Source organism: Pseudomonas sp. LJDD11 (genome assembly GCF_024584215.1).
In the GTDB taxonomy this organism is placed as follows: Bacteria; Pseudomonadota; Gammaproteobacteria; order Pseudomonadales; family Pseudomonadaceae; genus Aquipseudomonas.
Genome location: NZ_JANJFL010000039.1, coordinates 1 through 16,042 on the forward strand (window position 1 = coordinate 1; position 16,042 = coordinate 16,042).

Annotated in this window: 13 protein-coding genes; 8 read left to right on the top strand and 5 right to left on the bottom strand. The window is 62.0% G+C overall.

Annotation, left to right across the window (positions count from 1 at the left end; genetic code table 11):
• Positions 1 to 1,153, bottom strand: a 1,153-nt coding sequence (gene proV / locus NRB16_RS27315) for a glycine betaine/L-proline ABC transporter ATP-binding protein ProV (RefSeq protein ID WP_257107404.1), incomplete at its 3' end; no start/stop codon positions are given.
• Positions 1,154 to 1,715: 562 nt separating this feature from the next.
• Between proV and NRB16_RS27320 the strand changes: the two genes are divergently transcribed.
• The 4 genes from NRB16_RS27320 to NRB16_RS27335 all read left to right on the top strand — a co-directional run bounded on the left by NRB16_RS27320 (position 1,716) and on the right by NRB16_RS27335 (position 7,019).
• Positions 1,716 to 2,672, top strand: coding sequence for a LysR substrate-binding domain-containing protein (locus NRB16_RS27320; RefSeq protein ID WP_257107405.1), 957 nt, complete (start codon positions 1,716 to 1,718; stop codon positions 2,670 to 2,672).
• A gap of 118 nt (positions 2,673 to 2,790) precedes the next feature.
• Positions 2,791 to 4,047, top strand: a complete 1,257-nt coding sequence (locus NRB16_RS27325; protein WP_257107406.1) for an aromatic ring-hydroxylating dioxygenase subunit alpha — start codon at positions 2,791 to 2,793, stop codon at positions 4,045 to 4,047.
• Positions 4,048 to 4,053: 6 nt separating this feature from the next.
• A complete protein-coding gene (locus NRB16_RS27330) occupies positions 4,054 to 5,196 on the top strand; it encodes a hybrid-cluster NAD(P)-dependent oxidoreductase (RefSeq protein ID WP_257107407.1) in 1,143 nt (380 codons plus the stop codon).
• A 176-nt stretch (positions 5,197 to 5,372) separates the two neighbouring features.
• Entirely contained in the window at positions 5,373 to 7,019 is a 1,647-nt protein-coding gene (locus NRB16_RS27335; protein WP_257107408.1) for a BCCT family transporter, read from the top strand.
• 28 nt (positions 7,020 to 7,047) lie between these two features.
• Here the strand turns inward: NRB16_RS27335 and NRB16_RS27340 are convergent, their stop codons facing one another.
• The gene (locus tag NRB16_RS27340; RefSeq protein WP_253142564.1) at positions 7,048 to 8,127 is read right to left on the bottom strand and encodes a metal-dependent hydrolase; all 1,080 of its coding nucleotides are present in this window, start codon (positions 8,125 to 8,127) and stop codon (positions 7,048 to 7,050) included.
• A 135-nt stretch (positions 8,128 to 8,262) separates the two neighbouring features.
• Entirely contained in the window at positions 8,263 to 8,964 is a 702-nt protein-coding gene (locus NRB16_RS27345) for a DUF3053 domain-containing protein (RefSeq protein ID WP_257107409.1), read from the bottom strand.
• Positions 8,965 to 9,202: 238 nt separating this feature from the next.
• Here NRB16_RS27345 and NRB16_RS27350 point away from each other — a divergent pair, with 238 nt between their 5' ends.
• Positions 9,203 to 10,216 carry a bile acid:sodium symporter family protein gene (locus NRB16_RS27350; RefSeq protein WP_253116700.1) on the top strand — a complete coding sequence of 338 codons (1,014 nt, stop codon included), beginning with the start codon at positions 9,203 to 9,205 and terminating at the stop codon, positions 10,214 to 10,216.
• A 33-nt stretch (positions 10,217 to 10,249) separates the two neighbouring features.
• On the opposite strand, the gene nac is transcribed toward NRB16_RS27350, so the two are convergent.
• A complete protein-coding gene (gene nac / locus NRB16_RS27355; RefSeq protein WP_253116697.1) occupies positions 10,250 to 11,167 on the bottom strand; it encodes a nitrogen assimilation transcriptional regulator NAC in 918 nt (305 codons plus the stop codon).
• A gap of 277 nt (positions 11,168 to 11,444) precedes the next feature.
• Here nac and NRB16_RS27360 point away from each other — a divergent pair, with 277 nt between their 5' ends.
• Genes NRB16_RS27360 through NRB16_RS27370 form a run of 3 tightly spaced genes read left to right on the top strand, consistent with a single transcriptional unit; the run spans position 11,445 to position 14,668 of the window.
• Positions 11,445 to 12,965, top strand: coding sequence for an MFS transporter (locus NRB16_RS27360; RefSeq protein WP_257107410.1), 1,521 nt, complete (start codon positions 11,445 to 11,447; stop codon positions 12,963 to 12,965).
• Between the two features lie 36 nt (positions 12,966 to 13,001).
• Complete coding sequence (gene pxpB / locus NRB16_RS27365) at positions 13,002 to 13,703, top strand: 5-oxoprolinase subunit PxpB (protein ID WP_045492205.1); 702 nt, start codon at positions 13,002 to 13,004, stop codon at positions 13,701 to 13,703.
• Complete coding sequence (locus NRB16_RS27370; RefSeq protein WP_257107411.1) at positions 13,700 to 14,668, top strand: biotin-dependent carboxyltransferase family protein; 969 nt, start codon at positions 13,700 to 13,702, stop codon at positions 14,666 to 14,668. The genes pxpB and NRB16_RS27370 overlap by 4 nt, the downstream gene beginning before the upstream one ends.
• A gap of 74 nt (positions 14,669 to 14,742) precedes the next feature.
• Here the strand turns inward: NRB16_RS27370 and NRB16_RS27375 are convergent, their stop codons facing one another.
• On the bottom strand, positions 14,743 to 15,945 hold the full coding sequence (locus NRB16_RS27375) for a pyridoxal phosphate-dependent aminotransferase (protein ID WP_257107412.1): 1,203 nt from the start codon (positions 15,943 to 15,945) through the stop codon (positions 14,743 to 14,745).
• Positions 15,946 to 16,042 lie beyond the last annotated feature (97 nt).

Below are 16,042 nucleotides of genomic sequence, written 5' to 3' on the forward strand. Positions count from 1 at the left end.
GGCTCAGGGTCTGGAGCAACAGGGTCTTGGAAATCGTGCCCTTGAACGCACCGCCACGGTCCAGTACCGGAGCCGGGTAGGGCAGGCGGGCGACGATGCCGAGCACTTCGTGCAGCGGGGTGTCGGTGTACACCGGCTGCTGTTCATGCAGGCGATAGCGTTCTGGCGCCGGAACACCGCTCGCATCGGTGTCGACCACGCCCAACAAGTGGCCATGCTCGTCGATCAGATAGCCGTAATCGTTGCCGGTTTTGAACTGTGGCGCCTTGCCATTGAGTTTGCACACGATGCCAGGGTCCAGGCGCGCCACATCACCGGCCTTGAGCACCCGCGAGCTGTCGAAGCCCTTGAAGAAGGTGCGTACGTAGTCATTGGCCGGCTGGTTGATCAGCTCCTGCGGGGTGCCGATCTGCACCACCCGGCCGCCTTCCATGATCGCGATGCGGTGGCCGATCCGGATGGCTTCTTCGATGTCATGAGAGATGAAAATGATGGTGCGTTGCTGCTCGGCCTGCAGGCGGATCAGCTCACCCTGCATCTCGTGACGAATCAACGGGTCGAGCGCCGAGAAGGCTTCGTCCATCAGCAGGATGGTCGGGTCGTTGGCCAGCGCGCGGGCCAGGCCGACCCGTTGTTGCATACCGCCAGACAACTGGTGCGGGTAGCTGTGCTCATGGGCGCCCAGGCCGACCTGGCGCAGCGCTTCACTGGCACGGGCGTGACGCTCTTTTTCGGCCACGCCGGAAATTTCCAGACCGAAAGCGGTGTTCTCCAGCACGCTCATGTGCGGCATCAAGGCGAACGACTGGAACACCATGGCCATTTCCCGCCGACGTACATCCAGCAGGTCTTTATCAGACAGCCCGGTGATTTCCCTGCCATTGAGGTGGATGCTGCCGGAGGTGGGTTCGATCAGCCGGTTGAACAGCCGCACCATGGTCGACTTGCCCGAACCGGACAGGCCCATGATGACGAAGATTTCGCCGCGTTTGACCGAAAAGCTGGCGTCAAAGACACCGACCACATGGCCGGTTTTGCTGAATATTTCGTTTTTATCGGCTCCGTTGCGCAACATCTGCATGGCCATGTCCGGATTCGGACCAAAGACCTTGAAGATGTTTTTTACCGCAAGGATTTCATCGGTATCACTCATACGACCCTCTTTATTATAGTTGTGACCAATTAATGCCTGAGACCCAACTAAACGTTCTGGATGCCGGCTGGTGATTGGCAGGCCGCTCAGCACAGTGAGCGAGTAAAAAGGTAGGGCGATTTATTTGTTGCAGGCGTGGGTTGAAAGATGGCCTGCTAACAAGGCGTTGTTTTTATTAATTATCGTTCATTGCGCACTAAGGGAGGCTCGTGTTTGCAGAACTTGATTCACTTTAATCCCGGTGGCAAGGGCTTGATTGTATGGATGGGTCAAATTGTATGATCGGGCGGCAGGTCGGGTTGGCGGGTGTCGGGGTGGTCAATGGCTGGATAACTTAAAGTGTCTCTTGCATGAGTTCAGGTTATGCAGGGTGCTGCTGCCTGGCTTCGCTATTGTAGGGCGGTGTGCGGATATCTATATTGGCCGCGGCCTGAGCGCGATGACCGGACGATGGCGACCCGAGCGATAGGCTCCATGCGTTGTCGGCCTGTTTATTGCTAGCTGTTCGTTAAAACCTGATTCGTGAAAACCTGATTCGTTAAAACCTGATTGCGGAACAATAATGAAAACCCAGCAAGCTGGCAGTACCCAGAAGGGTTACCGGCGCATCATCCCGTCGATGACTGCCCTGTTACAGTTCGAATCAGTCGCACGGCTGAACAGCTTTACCCTGGCCGCCAAGGAGCTGGGCGTCACCCAGGCGGCGGTCAGCAAACAGATCAAGGTGCTGGAAGAGAATATCGGCGTGCAGCTGTTTCAGCGCCTGCACCGCAGCATCTACCTGACCGAAGGCGGCGAGACGTTATTTGCCATCATCTCCGAGTCGCTGCAAAAAATTGCCAGTGGGTTTGACCAGATCACCCAGGGCAGTGACAAGCGCGAACTGGTGCTGGGCTCGACCGCCACCTTCTCGCATTGCCGGATCATGCCGCGGCTGGCCAGCCTCAGCGAGACCTTGCCGCATATCCGTCTGCGCCTTGCCACCCAGATGTTCACCGGCAACCTGCGCACCCCGGATTTCGACCTGGATGTGCGCTTTGGCAACGGCGAGTGGGACGACGGCCACGCGCTGTTGCTATTCGAAGAAGAGGTCTTCCCGGTGTGCTCGCCGGCCTGGCTGGCGCGCAATCCCATACCGCTGAGCCTCGATGAACTGGCCGGTGCCGGTTTGCTGGATGCTGACGCCACCTCCGAAGGCTGGGTGACCTGGCAAAGCTGGTTCAAGGATGAAGGGGTGAACCTGGCCGGGCTGAAGTACAACTTGCGTTGCAGTTTATATACCGACGCGGTGCAGGCCGCGTTGAACGGTTATGGTGTGGCGTTAGGCTGGGGGCGCATGGTGGAGCACTTTATTGACGCCGGCACGTTGGTCCGGCTGGAGCCGTTTGTCGTGCGCCCCAAAGATGCTTATTACCTGGTGGTGCCACATGGTCATTGTGTTAGTCCGGATGTATTGGCGATTGCGCAATGGCTGCAAGTAAAAACCCAAGCGGTTCAGGTGCAGGAAATTGCTGAATAACCTGAAGTGATGGGAGAAGTAAAATTAAGCGCATTGACGCACTTTCGGGGCACTTTGATAATCCACTCAAACCTGTGCTGGGTTAACAAACAAAAAAATAAAGTGCCTGAGGGTCAACATGAGTACTTCACCCAACAAATCGCATAGCGAATTGCTCGATGCACGCCGCCCCGGTTTTGGCATGGATGGCGAACTTTACAGTCGCCAGGATGTTTTCGAGACCGATGTCGATGTGTTCTTTCACAAACACTGGATCACCGTTGCGGTCACCGCCGACGTGCCGGAGCCGGGTGATGTGTATGCGGTGGATATCGGCAAGACTTCGATTCTGGTGTTACGTGACGACGATGAGCAGGTTCGCGCCTACCGCAATGTCTGCCGTCATCGTGGCGCACGCCTCAAACCGGCCGGCAAGTCCACTGTGGGCATGCTGGTGTGTCCTTATCACCAATGGACTTACGACCTGGACGGCAGCCTCAAGCATGCCAAGAACATGGGCAAAGGCTTTGATCCCAAGTGCCGCAGTCTGATCCCGGTCAATTGTGTAGTGGTCGGCGCCCATGTACTGGTGTGCCTGGCCGACAATCCGCCTGAGGACATCGCCGATTTACAGGCGGCGATGGCACCGCGTTTCGAGCCGTTTGACCTGAGCAAAACCCGGATTGCCTACGAGCTGGACTATGTCGAAAACGGCAACTGGAAACTGGTGATGGAGAACAACCGCGAGTGCTACCACTGCGAAGGCACCCACCCGGAACTGATCGTCTCCTATCAGTCTGAAGACCTGGGGGTAAGCCTGGAAGAAATGAGCGAAGCCGATCGGGCCTCCTATGACGCCTATCAGATTCGCAAGGCCGGCATCGAAGCCAGCTGGGCCAGCGACGGCCTGCTGTATGAAACCGTCGAGCACCTGGACGACAACGCGCCGACTCAATTTCGCACCCAGCGGATGATCATCGCAGGCGCCGGCGAGTCGCAGACACTCGACACCAAAGTGGCCTGCACCAAGCTGCTGGGCAACCTGACCCGGCACGATCTGGGCGATACGCACATGTGGGGCAACAACGCCTGGGCGCACGTGATGAGCGACCACGCGATGATCAGCTGGATTTTCCCGCTGTCGCCGGACCGCACTCTGGTGCGCACCAAATGGCTGGTGCATCAGGACGCCGTAGAAGGCGTCGATTATGACCTCAAGCGGCTCACCGAAGTCTGGGTGGCGACCACCCAGCAAGACGCGGCACTGGTGGCGATCACCCAGAGCGGCACTCAGGACCCGGCGTTCGCGCCTGGCCCGTATTCCGAATTCACCGAGCCGTATGTCGACCAGTTTGCTCGCTGGTATCGCGCGCGCCTCGCCGCCCACGGAGTCTGACCGCCGATGAATATGCTCGAGAACCTGCAGCAGAACGTGGCCAGCCTGCGTGCTGACCAGCGCTTTGCCGACACCGACCACTGGAGCGCCTATGGCGCCCAGTGGGGCAGCGGCGATACCAGGCGCATCGAATGCCTGAGCGTCGTGGATGAAACCCACGACGTGAAGACCTTTACTTTCCATTGCCCGGATTATTCGGCACTGGCTTATGAGCCGGGGCAGTTCCTCACCGTATCGCCGGTCATTGACGGGCAGAGCGTCTCACGCTGCTACACGCTGTCCTCGACGCCGACCCGGCCGTTCACTTTCTCGATTACCGTCAAGCGGGTGCCGGGCGGCGCGGTGTCCAACTGGTTGCACGATAACCTGCGCGCCGGTCATGCACTGGCAGCCTCGGGACCTGCCGGGATCTTCACCCCGGTGGCGGCACCGGCGCGCAAACTGCTGTACCTGTCGGCCGGTTCCGGGGTCACCCCGGTAATGGCCATGACCCGCGCCGCTGCCGACCTGCACGCGGATCTGGACATTGTCTTCGTGCACAGCGCGCGCACCCCCAAGGACATCATTTTTCGTGATGAGCTGGCGCGTCTGGAGCGTTCGATGCCACGTTTGCGCACCCTGTTTTTCTGCGAGGGCCTGGGTGACGAGCCGGACTGGAGCGGGCCGGTAGGGCGCCTGTCGGTCGAAGAGTTGCAACGGCAGATTCCTGACTACCAAGAGCGTGAAGTCTTTACCTGTGGACCCAAGGGCTATATGGACGCGGTCAAGTCGCTGCTCGGCAGTGCCGGCTTCGACATGCAGCGCTACCACCAGGAGAGCTTCGATATCACTGCCGAAGTGGTGGCCGAAGCGCCTGCGCCAGCCGCCACTCCAGGCCAGGAGCAGGGCACCTTTACCGTGCGCCTGGCCCGTTCCGGCAAGGAGTTCACCATGACCGCCAGCCAGACCGTGCTGGCGGCGGCGAAGGCCGCTGGCGCGGTGGTGCCGTCTTCGTGTAGCCAGGGCGTGTGCGGCACTTGCAAGACCGCGGTGCTGGAAGGCAGCGTGGAAATGAACCACAACGGTGGCATCCGCCAGCGTGAAATTGACAAGGGCCTGCGCCTGTTGTGCTGCAGCCGCCCGACCTCGGACCTGGTGGTCGATCTGTAAGCCCACTGCTGGTCTGGCAGCTCGGTGGGAGTCAGCTTGCTGGCGAAGACGGCGGCGCATTCGCAGCAGATGCCGTGAATTTCCCGGCCTTTTCGCTGTGGTCCGGCACTCCGGCAGGCCCGCTCCCGCAGGGGGGACGCTTCACCCATTTTCCAAGAATAAGAAGGACATCGTTGATGCGTGCAAAACAAGGCCTGTTCAAAGGCCTCAACCCTATTGTGACGGTGGGGTCGATCTCCATCGTCGTCGCGTTCGTGATCCTCTGCGCTTCTTATGGTGACCAGGCAGCGGGGGTGTTCAAAGGCGCTTCCGACGCCATTCTGGAGAATCTCAAGTGGTTCTACCTGGCCTTGGTCAGCGGCGTCCTGGCGCTGCTGATCGTGATCGCCTTCAGCCGCCACGGGAGTCTGAAACTGGGCCGCCCCGATGAAGCGCCAGAGTTCAGCTTTGCCGCCTGGATTGCCATGCTGTTCAGCGCCGGGATGGGCGTTGGGCTGATCTTCTGGTCGGTTGCAGAACCGGTGCTGCATTACGCCAGCAACCCGTTCACTGCGGGGATGACCGATCAGGCCGCGTCGATGGCCATGCGCATTACCCTGCTGCACTGGGGTCTGCACCCTTGGGCAATCTTTACCATCATCGGCCTGGGCCTGGCCTATTACGCCTACCGCGAAGGGCTGCCACTGGCGCTGCGCTCGATCCTTTATCCGCTGATTGGTCAGCGCATCTACGGGCCGATTGGTCATACCGTGGACATTGTCGGCGGTGCGGTGACCGCCTTCGGCGTTTCCCAATCGCTGGGGCTGGGGGTCGAGCAGATCAACATGGGCCTGCATCAGGTGTTCGGCGTGCCAGTGAGCATGGGTTTCAAGCTGTCGATCATCGCCGTGGTGACGATCATTGCCTCGATCTCGCTGGTGGCCGGGGTGTCGAAGGGCATGAAGCGCCTGTCGACCCTGAACATGTGGATCTCCTTCGGCCTGATGCTGGTGGTGCTGACCCTGGGGCCAACCAACTACATCATGAACCTGGCATTCGAATCGACCGGCGACTACCTGCAGAACATCGTCGCCATGAGCTTCTGGACCGACACCCAGGCCAATACAGACTGGCAGAAAAGCTGGACTGCGTTCTACTGGCCGTGGTGGATGACCTGGGGGCCGTTCGTGGGCCTGTTCATCGCGCGTATTTCCCGGGGCCGGACCATCCGTGAACTGGTGTTCGGGGCGCTGCTGGTGCCGACCATGGTGACTATTTTGTGGATGGCGGTGTTCGGCGGCGCGTCGCTCAAGGACGAACAGCAGGCCCGCCACGCTTATGCGCAGTTGCCGGTCGCCGAACAACAGGCGGCTGGCGAGTTCAAGGGTGGCCCGGTGCTGGAGGCGACCCGCAAGGAAACCACCCTGGCGATGTTCACCCTGCTTGAGCGTCTGGACGGGCCGACCGTGGGCGGTATTCTCAGTGTGATTGTCTGCCTGCTGCTGGCCGTGCACTTCGTCACCGCGGCCGATGCCGGCACCCAGGTGCTGTGCATGCTCAACTCACTGGGCAGCATCAACCCGCCGAACTGGATACGGGTACTGTGGTGTGTACTGGAAGGGGCGATTGCCGCCAGCCTGATCATTGCTGGCGGGCTGGTGGCGATCCAGATGGCAAGTATCGTGGTGGGCCTGCCGATCGCGTTCTACATGCTGCTGACCGGCTACAGCCTGACCCGCAGCCTGTTTGCCAATGCGCCACTGCTTGAGGCCCATTCAGCGTCGCTGATGGCTGCTGAAGCCGTCCGGTTCGAGCAACCGGCGGTGCGCAAGACGACCGCCTGACTGATCGGCATTGCCCCGTAGGAGCCGCTCACTGCCCCTCGGTCTCAGCCAGGTATCTGCTGGTCCATGCTGCCAAAGGCAGCGGTGGCTGTTGATCGAGGATGCGCTGCCAGATCAGGCTGAGGTCCTGGCGATTGAACAGAGCATCAGGGCCCGCACTGCGATGCCTCTGGGGGGTGATTGCTTCCCAACTGCCAGCGGCATTGCGCTGGGCCATTTTGAAGCGGAAGGTGTAGTTGCCAGGCGTACCCATGCGCAGGTCGGTGACGATCAAGCCCCCGGCAACGATGTCGTACCGCAGCCAGTTATCGGTGAACCAGCGCAGCCGATCATGCAACGGCACGTCGGTCAGCGGCTTGGCCAGTTCAAGGTTGAAACGATGGCGCTGCATTTCCGGGGGCGCCCGGTCAAAGATGCTGCTCACACCCTCGTAGTACTCCCCATTCGGCGCCTTGGCCATTACCCGCCATACCAGGCTGTTGAACGCCATCGGGACCGCGCGCACGTCAGCTACGATGACACCTTGCTGGCTCAGCACCGAGGCAAACCGCTGCTCGATGACCACCCGGCCCGCCAGGCACAAGCCAAGGTAAGCCGTGCTCAGCAACAGCGCCGTTCCCATGACATAGGTCGCACGTCCGGCAAGACCTTTGACCAGCGCGTAGCTAACAGCCGCCAGCAGTGGCACGGTGTAGACAGGATCAATGATGAAAACCGCTGACCAGCTTTCTGGCACCCACTGCAACGGCCAGAACAGTTGGGTTCCAAAGACCGTGAATGAGTCGAGCAGCGGATGGGTCAGCAGTACCAGCCAGAAGGCCACGAACAGTCTGGTATAGGTATAGCCCTTATCCGGCCAGCGCCGCCTGGCTAGCCAATGAACCCCCCAGGCCAGCAGCAGGGCAAGCGCTGTAAGGACAAAGACAGAGTGCGAGAAGCCGCGATGGAAGGTCATCTGCGACACGGGGTCAGCGTACCTGATCAGCACATCCAGGTCGGGGAGCGTGCCTAATGCTGCGCCATACAGCAACGAACGCCTGCCCTGTACGCGGCCCAAGACCGTACCTTGAATGGCGGCACCGAGCACAGCCTGGGTGAGAGAGTCCAATGGTTGGCTTCCTGAATAGAGGTTCACGGAAATCTACCCACGGCAGATTCGTTACCGCAATTGCTGGAACGTTACAGCTTATGACTGCGCTACTGTGCCAGGACGGCGCAGCAGCGCAGCGCCGCTGTGCGAGAATCAACGCCCGAGCATCACACCCTGCAACTTCTGCTGGGCCTTCTGCACGGCTTGCGCCTGGCTGTTGAGTTCCTGCAGCAGGGTATTCAACTCTGCCTGTACGTTCGGATCCTTGACAGTGACCTCCGGGCCTTTGATATCGATCTGCTCTTTGTGCGCGGTCACGTAGTCAGCAACTTTCAGGCTGCTGTCCAGGGTGCCATTGATCTGCGGCAGAACCTCCAGAAAGGTATCGGCCGGCACGCTCACGGTCTTTGCATAGGCCTTGTCATACACCACCTTCAAATCGTCTGGCTGCTTGAGCTGGGCGTGGGCGCTGTCGGCCTTGGCCTTGTGCTCCTTGAGCTGCACGCCCATGTCGTTGAGACCGGCCTGCGCGGTCTTGATGTCTTCGCGGCGGTCGATCACATCGTTGAGCGAACGCACTGCACCTTTTTGCAACAGGCCGCTGAGCGGTTTGGCTGCCGCGTCCATGTCACCGTTGAAATCGCTGATCACTGCGTAATGGCGGGTGTAGTCGCCAAACGACTTGGACTCTTCGGCGGTCAGCTTGGGCACCCGGACACCGGGTTTGTCGACGATGCGGGTTTGCAGGAACTCGGTAAAAGCTGCGCGCTGCTTGGGTTCGTCATTGCCGCAGGCGATCAGGGCCAGGGGCAGGGCGAGGGCGAGCAGCCAGTGCGGGCGGAACGAGACGTTCATGTCGATGATGACTCCAGTGGGATGTGGCACAGGCGCGGCAACGGCGTGCCTGCGCAGGGTCAACCGGGTGCTTGCCGGTTGTCGGGCATAGGACGCAGGTGCCGTTGTTAGGTTCCATAAGGCCATCAAACTGCGCAGATTGTCCGTTAATCGACATTTGATGCCATTGTCGCGTTAGCCGGAACATCCAATCAGCGTTAAGGTGTGCAGGCTATTTTGCTCATAAGGACCTTTACCCATGGCCCGTTCGCGTTTCTTGCCGGACAACTTCACGCTCACGTTGCTTGCGGTGGTCGTCGCCGCCACCTTCCTGCCGGCCAGTGGCCAGGTTGCCGTAGCGTTCGACTGGATCACCAACATCGCCATCGCCCTGTTGTTCTTCCTGCACGGCGCCAAGCTGTCACGCGAAGCCATTCTGGCCGGTGCCGGCCACTGGCGCCTGCATTTGCTGGTGTTCTGCTGCACCTTCGTCCTGTTCCCGCTGCTCGGGCTGGCAATGAAGCCGGTGTTGCAACCGCTGGTGGGTACTGAGCTGTACTTGGGCTTTCTGTACCTCTGTGCGCTGCCGGCTACCGTGCAGTCGGCGATTGCCTTTACGTCCCTGGCACGGGGCAATATCCCGGCGGCCATTTGCAGTGCGGCAGCCTCCAGCCTGATCGGTATCTTCCTCACGCCGTTGCTGGTGGCCTTGCTGATGAACGTACACGGTGACAGTGGCTCGACCCTGGAAGCGATCCGCAAGATCAGCCTGCAACTGCTGGTGCCGTTCATTGCCGGTCAGATCGCCCGGCGCTGGATCGGCAACTGGGTGGGGCGCAACAAGAACTGGCTCAAGTACGTCGACCAGAGCTCGATCCTGCTGGTGGTCTACTCGGCATTCAGTGCTGCCGTGATTGGTGGTTTGTGGCAACAGGTGCCGCCTGTGATGCTGCTCTGGGTGGTGCTGGGGTGCTGCGTACTGCTCGCCATCGCCCTGGGCATCACTGCGCTGCTGGGCAAATTGCTGGGCTTCAGTGTTGAAGACCGTATCACCATTTTGTTCTGCGGCTCGAAAAAGAGCCTGGCCACCGGCGTACCCATGGCCCAGGTACTGTTTGCCGGTAGCACGATCGGCTTGCTGATTCTGCCGGTGATGCTGTTCCACCAGATCCAGTTGATGGTCTGCGCCTGGCTGGCGCAGCGCTACGCACGTCGGCCTGAAGCGCCGCTGGTAGTGGCTGACAAGGTACCCGCAAGCGCGGTCAAGGGCTGACCTCACGCTTGACCTCCACGCCCTGCGCAGCGCTCAGTCCCGGGCGCTGCTCAGGGTGCCGCGCATCTGTGCGATCAATTCCAGCAGGATACCCTTGACGGCCTGGGCCGGCACCGACAGCGGCAGATGGCCTGACAGGCACAGGGTCAGCGGTGCTTCGATGCCGGGGTCGACGATGCGGCAAAGATGAACGTCCTGATGCTCACTGAGCGCGCGTGCCGCAGACTCCGGCAGGATGGTCGAGGCAAAGCATTCGCCCACTGCGCTGGCCAAGGTGGTGGCCGACTCCACTTCAGCGATCACCGTGGCACTCAGCCCGGCCTGGCTGAACGCCTCGTCGACCAGGCGGCGCATCACGTTGTAGGGGCGTGGCAGCAGCAGGTCCAGCCCGGCCACCGCTGCCAGTGGAATCTGCGGCAGGTCGGCAAAGCGCGCCTCACCGCTGACCAGGTACAACTGCTCGCGCAGCAGCGGGGCGAATGACAAGCCATGAATCTCGCGGCCGCCGTACAGCACGGCCATGTCCATGCGACCGTTCATGATCAGTTCGCTGAGGGTGGTGCCGAAGTTTTCGTTCAGGTACAGGGTGATGCCCGGATGCAGTTCGCGTACCCGGCGCATCAGCGGTACTGACAGGCTTGAGGCCGCGGTGCCAGGCGCCAGCCCGACCGAGACGTTGCCGCACAGGGCACGGCTGCTGGAGGTGACATCGCTCATGGCCTGGTCGCACTGACGCAGAATCAACTGAGCATGGGCGTAGAGCACCTTGCCGGCTTCGGTGGGCGTCACGCCGCGCTTGGTGCGAATCAGCAATTGCTGCTGCATCTCGGCCTCCAGCGTCACCAGTTGCTGGCTCAGGGCCGGCTGGGCGATGTGCAGAATGTCGGCGGCCTGGGTCATGCTGCCGATATCGACGATCTTCACGAAATATTTGAGGCGGCGCAGGTTCATGTCAGCAGTACTCGCGTATACGGTCCGGTACGCGTAGCAAGCAGCGGGCCAGCCCCTGAGGCGGTCATAAGCGCTGCCTATGGCACCCGGTGCGCCATTGTCGGGCGCCAGCGCGGGGCGTGCCCGTCAGCGTGCACAACGCATGCCGCCTGACAGGCGGCTGCGGGCGGTCATAAGGCTGGCTTATCCGTACAGAGCGAACTCCTCTTTTGCCTCCGGCTCCGGGGTCCGTAACGTGGCCAGGTGACCGTTTTTCTGCCGCTGGCCCGAGTACTCGATGATCGCCGAACCTGCTGCCCTGACTTTTCGCCAAGCCCTGCTCGCCATGCTGGGGGTGTCGCTGGTGCTGATGCTCTCGGCACTGGATCAGACCGTGATTGGCAATGCCTTGCCGAGTATCGTCGCCCAGCTGCAGGGCTTTGAACTCTATGCCTGGGTTGCCACCGGCTACCTGCTGGCGTCCATCGTGACCATCCCGGTGTTTGGCCGCCTCGGCGACTATTTTGGCCGCAAACCGTTCGTGCTGGCGGCCACCGTCCTGTTTACCCTGGCTTCGCTGGTCTGTGCGCTGGCCCCGAGCATGCCGTGGCTGGTGGCCGGGCGAGTCATGCAGGGCATCGGTGGCGGCATGCTGGTGGGGACCGCGTTTGCCTGTGTGCCCGAGCTGTTCCCGGATACCGCACAGCGTCTGCGCTGGCAGATGCTGCTCAGTACGATGTTCAGCGTGATCAACTCGATCGGCCCGGGCCTGGGTGGCTACCTGACCGGGCAGTTCGGCTGGCGCTCGGTGTTCTGGCTGAACCTGCCGCTGGGCGCGCTAGCGCTGTTTTTTGCCTGGCGCTATCTGCCCTGGTACCGGCCACAGCGCAGCGCGCCGGTGCGTCTGGACTGGCTCGGGGCGCTGTTGGTGGTGCTCAGCCTGGGCGGCTTGCAACTGTTCGTCGAGCACCTGAGCAATGGCAGTGCGGCCACCAGCCTGGTCCTGGCAGCCATCACCCTGGCGGCCTGGCTGGGGCTGGTCTGGCAGCAGCGACGCTGCCCCAATCCGCTGCTGCCGGGAGCGTTGTTTGCCGACCGCAGCGTACGCCTGTTGTTTGTGCTGGCGGTGTTGGCCGGTGGGGTGATGTTTACCTTGCTGTTTTACCTGCCGCTGTTGCTGCAGGGCGGCTACGGCTACAGCCCGGCAGAGGCGGGGCTGCTGATCACCCCGCTGGCCCTGAGCATCACTCTGGGGGCCATCGTCAACAGCCGGCTGATGACCCGTCTGGCCAACCCCAACTGGCTGCCGCTGGGCGGTTTTACCGCGTTGTTGTGTGCCTGCGCCGCACTGGCCGCAGTGGGGCGAGAGGCCGGGTTCAATACCTTGCTGGGGCTGATTCTGCTGGCCGGCCTTGGCCTGGGTTTTGTATTTCTCAACCTCACGGTGTTCACCCAGACCCTCGCCGAGCGCCAATACTTGGGCATCGCCACGGCGCTGCAGCAGTCGCTGCGCCTGGTCGGCGGCCTGCTCGGTACTGCGCTGATGGCCTCGTTGGTCAACCTGCTCTACGCCCGCTACGTGCAGGTCGCCCTGCAGGCCAGCGGCGATCTGCACGCGCTGGCCCGGCTGGCCGATCCTCAGGTGTTGATGAGCGCGGCCGGCGAGTTGCCGATGGCTGAGCTGCAACTGGCCCGCCAGGCGCTGGTTCAGGCGCTGGGTAGCGGGCTGCTGGGCTGCGCCTTGTGCGCCTTGCTGGCTTTGCTGGTGATGAGCCGGCTGCCGGCGGTTGACCTTGGCGAGCGCCGCGCCCTGCGTTGAGTTACCCCATTATCGTTCTCGCCCAAGGAGTGAATCATGACGCTAACCGCGCAGGTCGTATCGACGCCTGCGGCCCATCTGCCCGAAGCGCTTGCCCGTGTTTCGATGATCGGTGCCCGGGCCTACCTGCTGGAGGCCCCAGGCGCGCTGGAACTTGAAACCCAGCGGCGTATCTGGGCCCTGGCGCAGTCATTGGAACAACGCGGTGATGTGCAAGCCACCATCGCTGGTATGACCAACCTGCTGGTGGTGTTCAGCGCCATACCCTTGCAGCCGCAAGCGGTGTTTGCCGAGTTGCAGCAGCTGTGGCGCGAGGCCGACCCGTTGCATCGCAGTGGCCGGTTGATCGAGGTGCCGGTGGTCTACGGCGGCGAGCACGCGATTGATCTGCCGGCGCTGTGTGACTTCAGCGGCCTGAGCGACGCCGAAGTGATTCGCCGCCATCACCAGGGCCAATACAGCGTGTTTGCCGTCGCCAGCGCGCCGGGCTTTGGTTATCTCGGGGGGCTGGACCCGGCCATCTACATGCCGCGCAAGAAGGTCCCGTCACTGAACATGCTCAAAGGCATGGTCACCATTGGCGGTATGCAGTCGGGTATTGCCGTGCTGGATGGCCCCAATGGCTGGAACTCGATCGGCTTTGCCCATACCCCGATGTTCGACCCCCAGGCCGCGCAACCTGCGTTGCTGGCCCCGGGTGACACCCTGCGTTTCGTGCCCGAGAGGATTGAACTGTGATCGAAGTGCTAACCACCGGCCCGCAAAATACCGTGCAGGACCTCGGGCGCTCGCTGTATCGCAATATTGGCGTGGCGATCAGCGGCGCCATGGACGGCCTGGCGTTGCGGGTCGGCAACCGCTTGCTGGGCAACCCCGACGGCCTGGCGGCGCTGGAGGTGCAGACCTTCCCGTTACGAGTGCGATTTGGCGCCGATACCGCAATCGCGCTGACCGGTGCCGATGGTCAGGCGCAACTGGATGATCAACCGCTGTTGCCGTGGTGGGCGGTAACGGTCAAGGCCGGTCAGACCCTGAGTATCAGCTACCCGCGCAGCGGCGCGCGGGTCTACCTGTGTGTGGCCGGCGGCATCGATGTGCCGGAGCTGATGGGCTCGCGCAGCACCTCGTTGCGCGGCGGCTTTGGTGGCTTCGAAGGCCGCGTGTTGCAGGCCGGTGATGTGCTGGCAACAGGCGCCACGGCGGCCTTACCGCTGCCGGCAGGTGGGCTTGGCGTGCGGCCCCCCGTGCAGGCCATGGCCGAGGTCTTTGCCAGCGACCCGGACGGCACCGTGTTGCTGCGCGCTATACCCGCCGGTGAATATGGGTTGTTCGAACGCGACCAGCAGCGTTTCTGGCGTCAGCCCTGGAAAATCTCGGCGCAGAGCAACCGTACCGGCTACCGCCTGAGCGGCGAGCCGATCGTGCCGCACACCACCATGGAGATGCGCTCTTACGGGTTGGTGCCAGGCGTGGTGCAGGTGCCGCCGGGAGGCGAGCCGATCATCCAGCTCAGCGACGCCAACACCGCCGGCGGTTATCCGAAGATTGCCGGGGTCATCGACGCCGATCTGTGGCGACTCGGCCAGGCCGCCATCGGCAGTCGTATCCGGTTTGTCGAGGCAGGTCCCCAAGAGGCGATTGCCGCCGAGCAGGCCATCGAGGCTTATCTGGAGGATGTGCAGCGGTTGCGGGCGATGTTCTGACGCCGTGCCGGTTGTCGGCAGCGTTTGGAAAGCACAAAAAACCGCCGATACCGGCGTTTTTTTGTGCTTGCCGATCAGCGCAGGCCGGCGCAGAACTCGGCGATGCGGTCGCAGCCTTGCTCCAGCATGGCCTGGCTGGTGGCATAGGACAGCCGCACGAAGGGCGACAGGCCGTAGGCCGCGCCTTGTACCGTTGCTACGTGGTGCTCTTCCATCAGCGCCATGCAGAAGTCGGTGTCGTTGCCGATCTTGCGTCCGCCGCGGCTGGTGCGGCCAATAAATTCGGCGATGTTGGGGAACAGGTAGAACGCCCCTTCGGGCTTGTGGCAGCTCAGGCCCTGGATGTCGGCCAGGCGGCCCAGCACGTAGTCGCGACGTTGCTGGTAGACCCCGGCGCGCTCGGCCAGCAGCTCCTGTGGGCCGTTGAGCACTGCGGTGGCAGCGGCCTGGGTCAGGGTGCAGACGCCGCCGCTGTTTTGCGTGTTGACGTTACTTACGGCGCGAATCAGTTCTTGCGGGCCGCCACAGTAGCCCATCCGCCAGCCAGTCATGGCATAGGCCTTGGACACGCCGTTGACGGTCAGGGTGCGTTCGTAAAGGCGCGGCTCGACAGCGGCGATGGTGCAGAACTCGAAGCCGTCGTAGATCAAGTGCTCGTACATGTCGTCGGTCATGATCCACACCTCGGGGTGGTGCAGCATGACCTCGGCGATGGCGGCCATTTCGGCGCGCGAGCAGGCGGAGCCGGTGGGGTTGCTGGGGTAGTTGAGTAGCAGCCATTTGGTGCGTGGGGTGATGGCGGCGTTGAGGTCTTCAGGCTGCAGTTTGAAGTTGTTGGCCTGGCTGCACGGCACCGGCACCGGTACCCCACCGGCGAACTTGACGATGTCGGCGTAGCTGATCCACGCCGGGGTCGGGATCACCACTTCATCGCCGGAGTTGAGGGTGGCGAGCATGGCATTGAAGATCACCTGCTTGCCGCCCCCGGCGACGAGGATCTGGTTCGGCTCATAGGTCAGTTGGTTATCACGCTGGAACTTGCGCTGGATGGCCATTTTCAGCGCCGGGGTCCCTTCGATGGCCGGGTATTTGGTGTCACCGGCCAGCGCGGCGGCATGGGCGGCCGCAATGGCGTGGGGCGGGGTGGGGAAGTCCGGCTCGCCCGACGACAGGCTGATGACCTTGACGCCCTGGGCGGTGAGTTCACGGGCTTTCTGGGTCATGGCGACAGAGGCGGACACAGAGACGTTTTTCAAACGATCGGCAAAAGTGGGCATGGGCGGCTTCTTGAGGGGGTTAACGGGCAAGGCACAGCATAAGAGCGGCCTGTCGGCAGGCTCCAATAGCGCTTTGTTGTCGGGTCATAAGATTTCT

Coding starts and splice junctions, on each gene's coding strand:
- pxpB (WP_045492205.1), top strand. CDS start 13,002: ATGACGCTAACCGCGCAGGTCGTATCGACGCCTGCGGCCCATCTGCCC.
- NRB16_RS27325 (WP_257107406.1), top strand. CDS start 2,791: ATGAGTACTTCACCCAACAAATCGCATAGCGAATTGCTCGATGCACGC.
- NRB16_RS27345 (WP_257107409.1), bottom strand. CDS start 8,964: ATGAACGTCTCGTTCCGCCCGCACTGGCTGCTCGCCCTCGCCCTGCCC.
- NRB16_RS27360 (WP_257107410.1), top strand. CDS start 11,445: ATGATCGCCGAACCTGCTGCCCTGACTTTTCGCCAAGCCCTGCTCGCC.
- NRB16_RS27320 (WP_257107405.1), top strand. CDS start 1,716: ATGAAAACCCAGCAAGCTGGCAGTACCCAGAAGGGTTACCGGCGCATC.
- NRB16_RS27335 (WP_257107408.1), top strand. CDS start 5,373: ATGCGTGCAAAACAAGGCCTGTTCAAAGGCCTCAACCCTATTGTGACG.
- NRB16_RS27330 (WP_257107407.1), top strand. CDS start 4,054: ATGAATATGCTCGAGAACCTGCAGCAGAACGTGGCCAGCCTGCGTGCT.
- NRB16_RS27375 (WP_257107412.1), bottom strand. CDS start 15,945: ATGCCCACTTTTGCCGATCGTTTGAAAAACGTCTCTGTGTCCGCCTCT.
- NRB16_RS27350 (WP_253116700.1), top strand. CDS start 9,203: ATGGCCCGTTCGCGTTTCTTGCCGGACAACTTCACGCTCACGTTGCTT.
- nac (WP_253116697.1), bottom strand. CDS start 11,167: ATGAACCTGCGCCGCCTCAAATATTTCGTGAAGATCGTCGATATCGGC.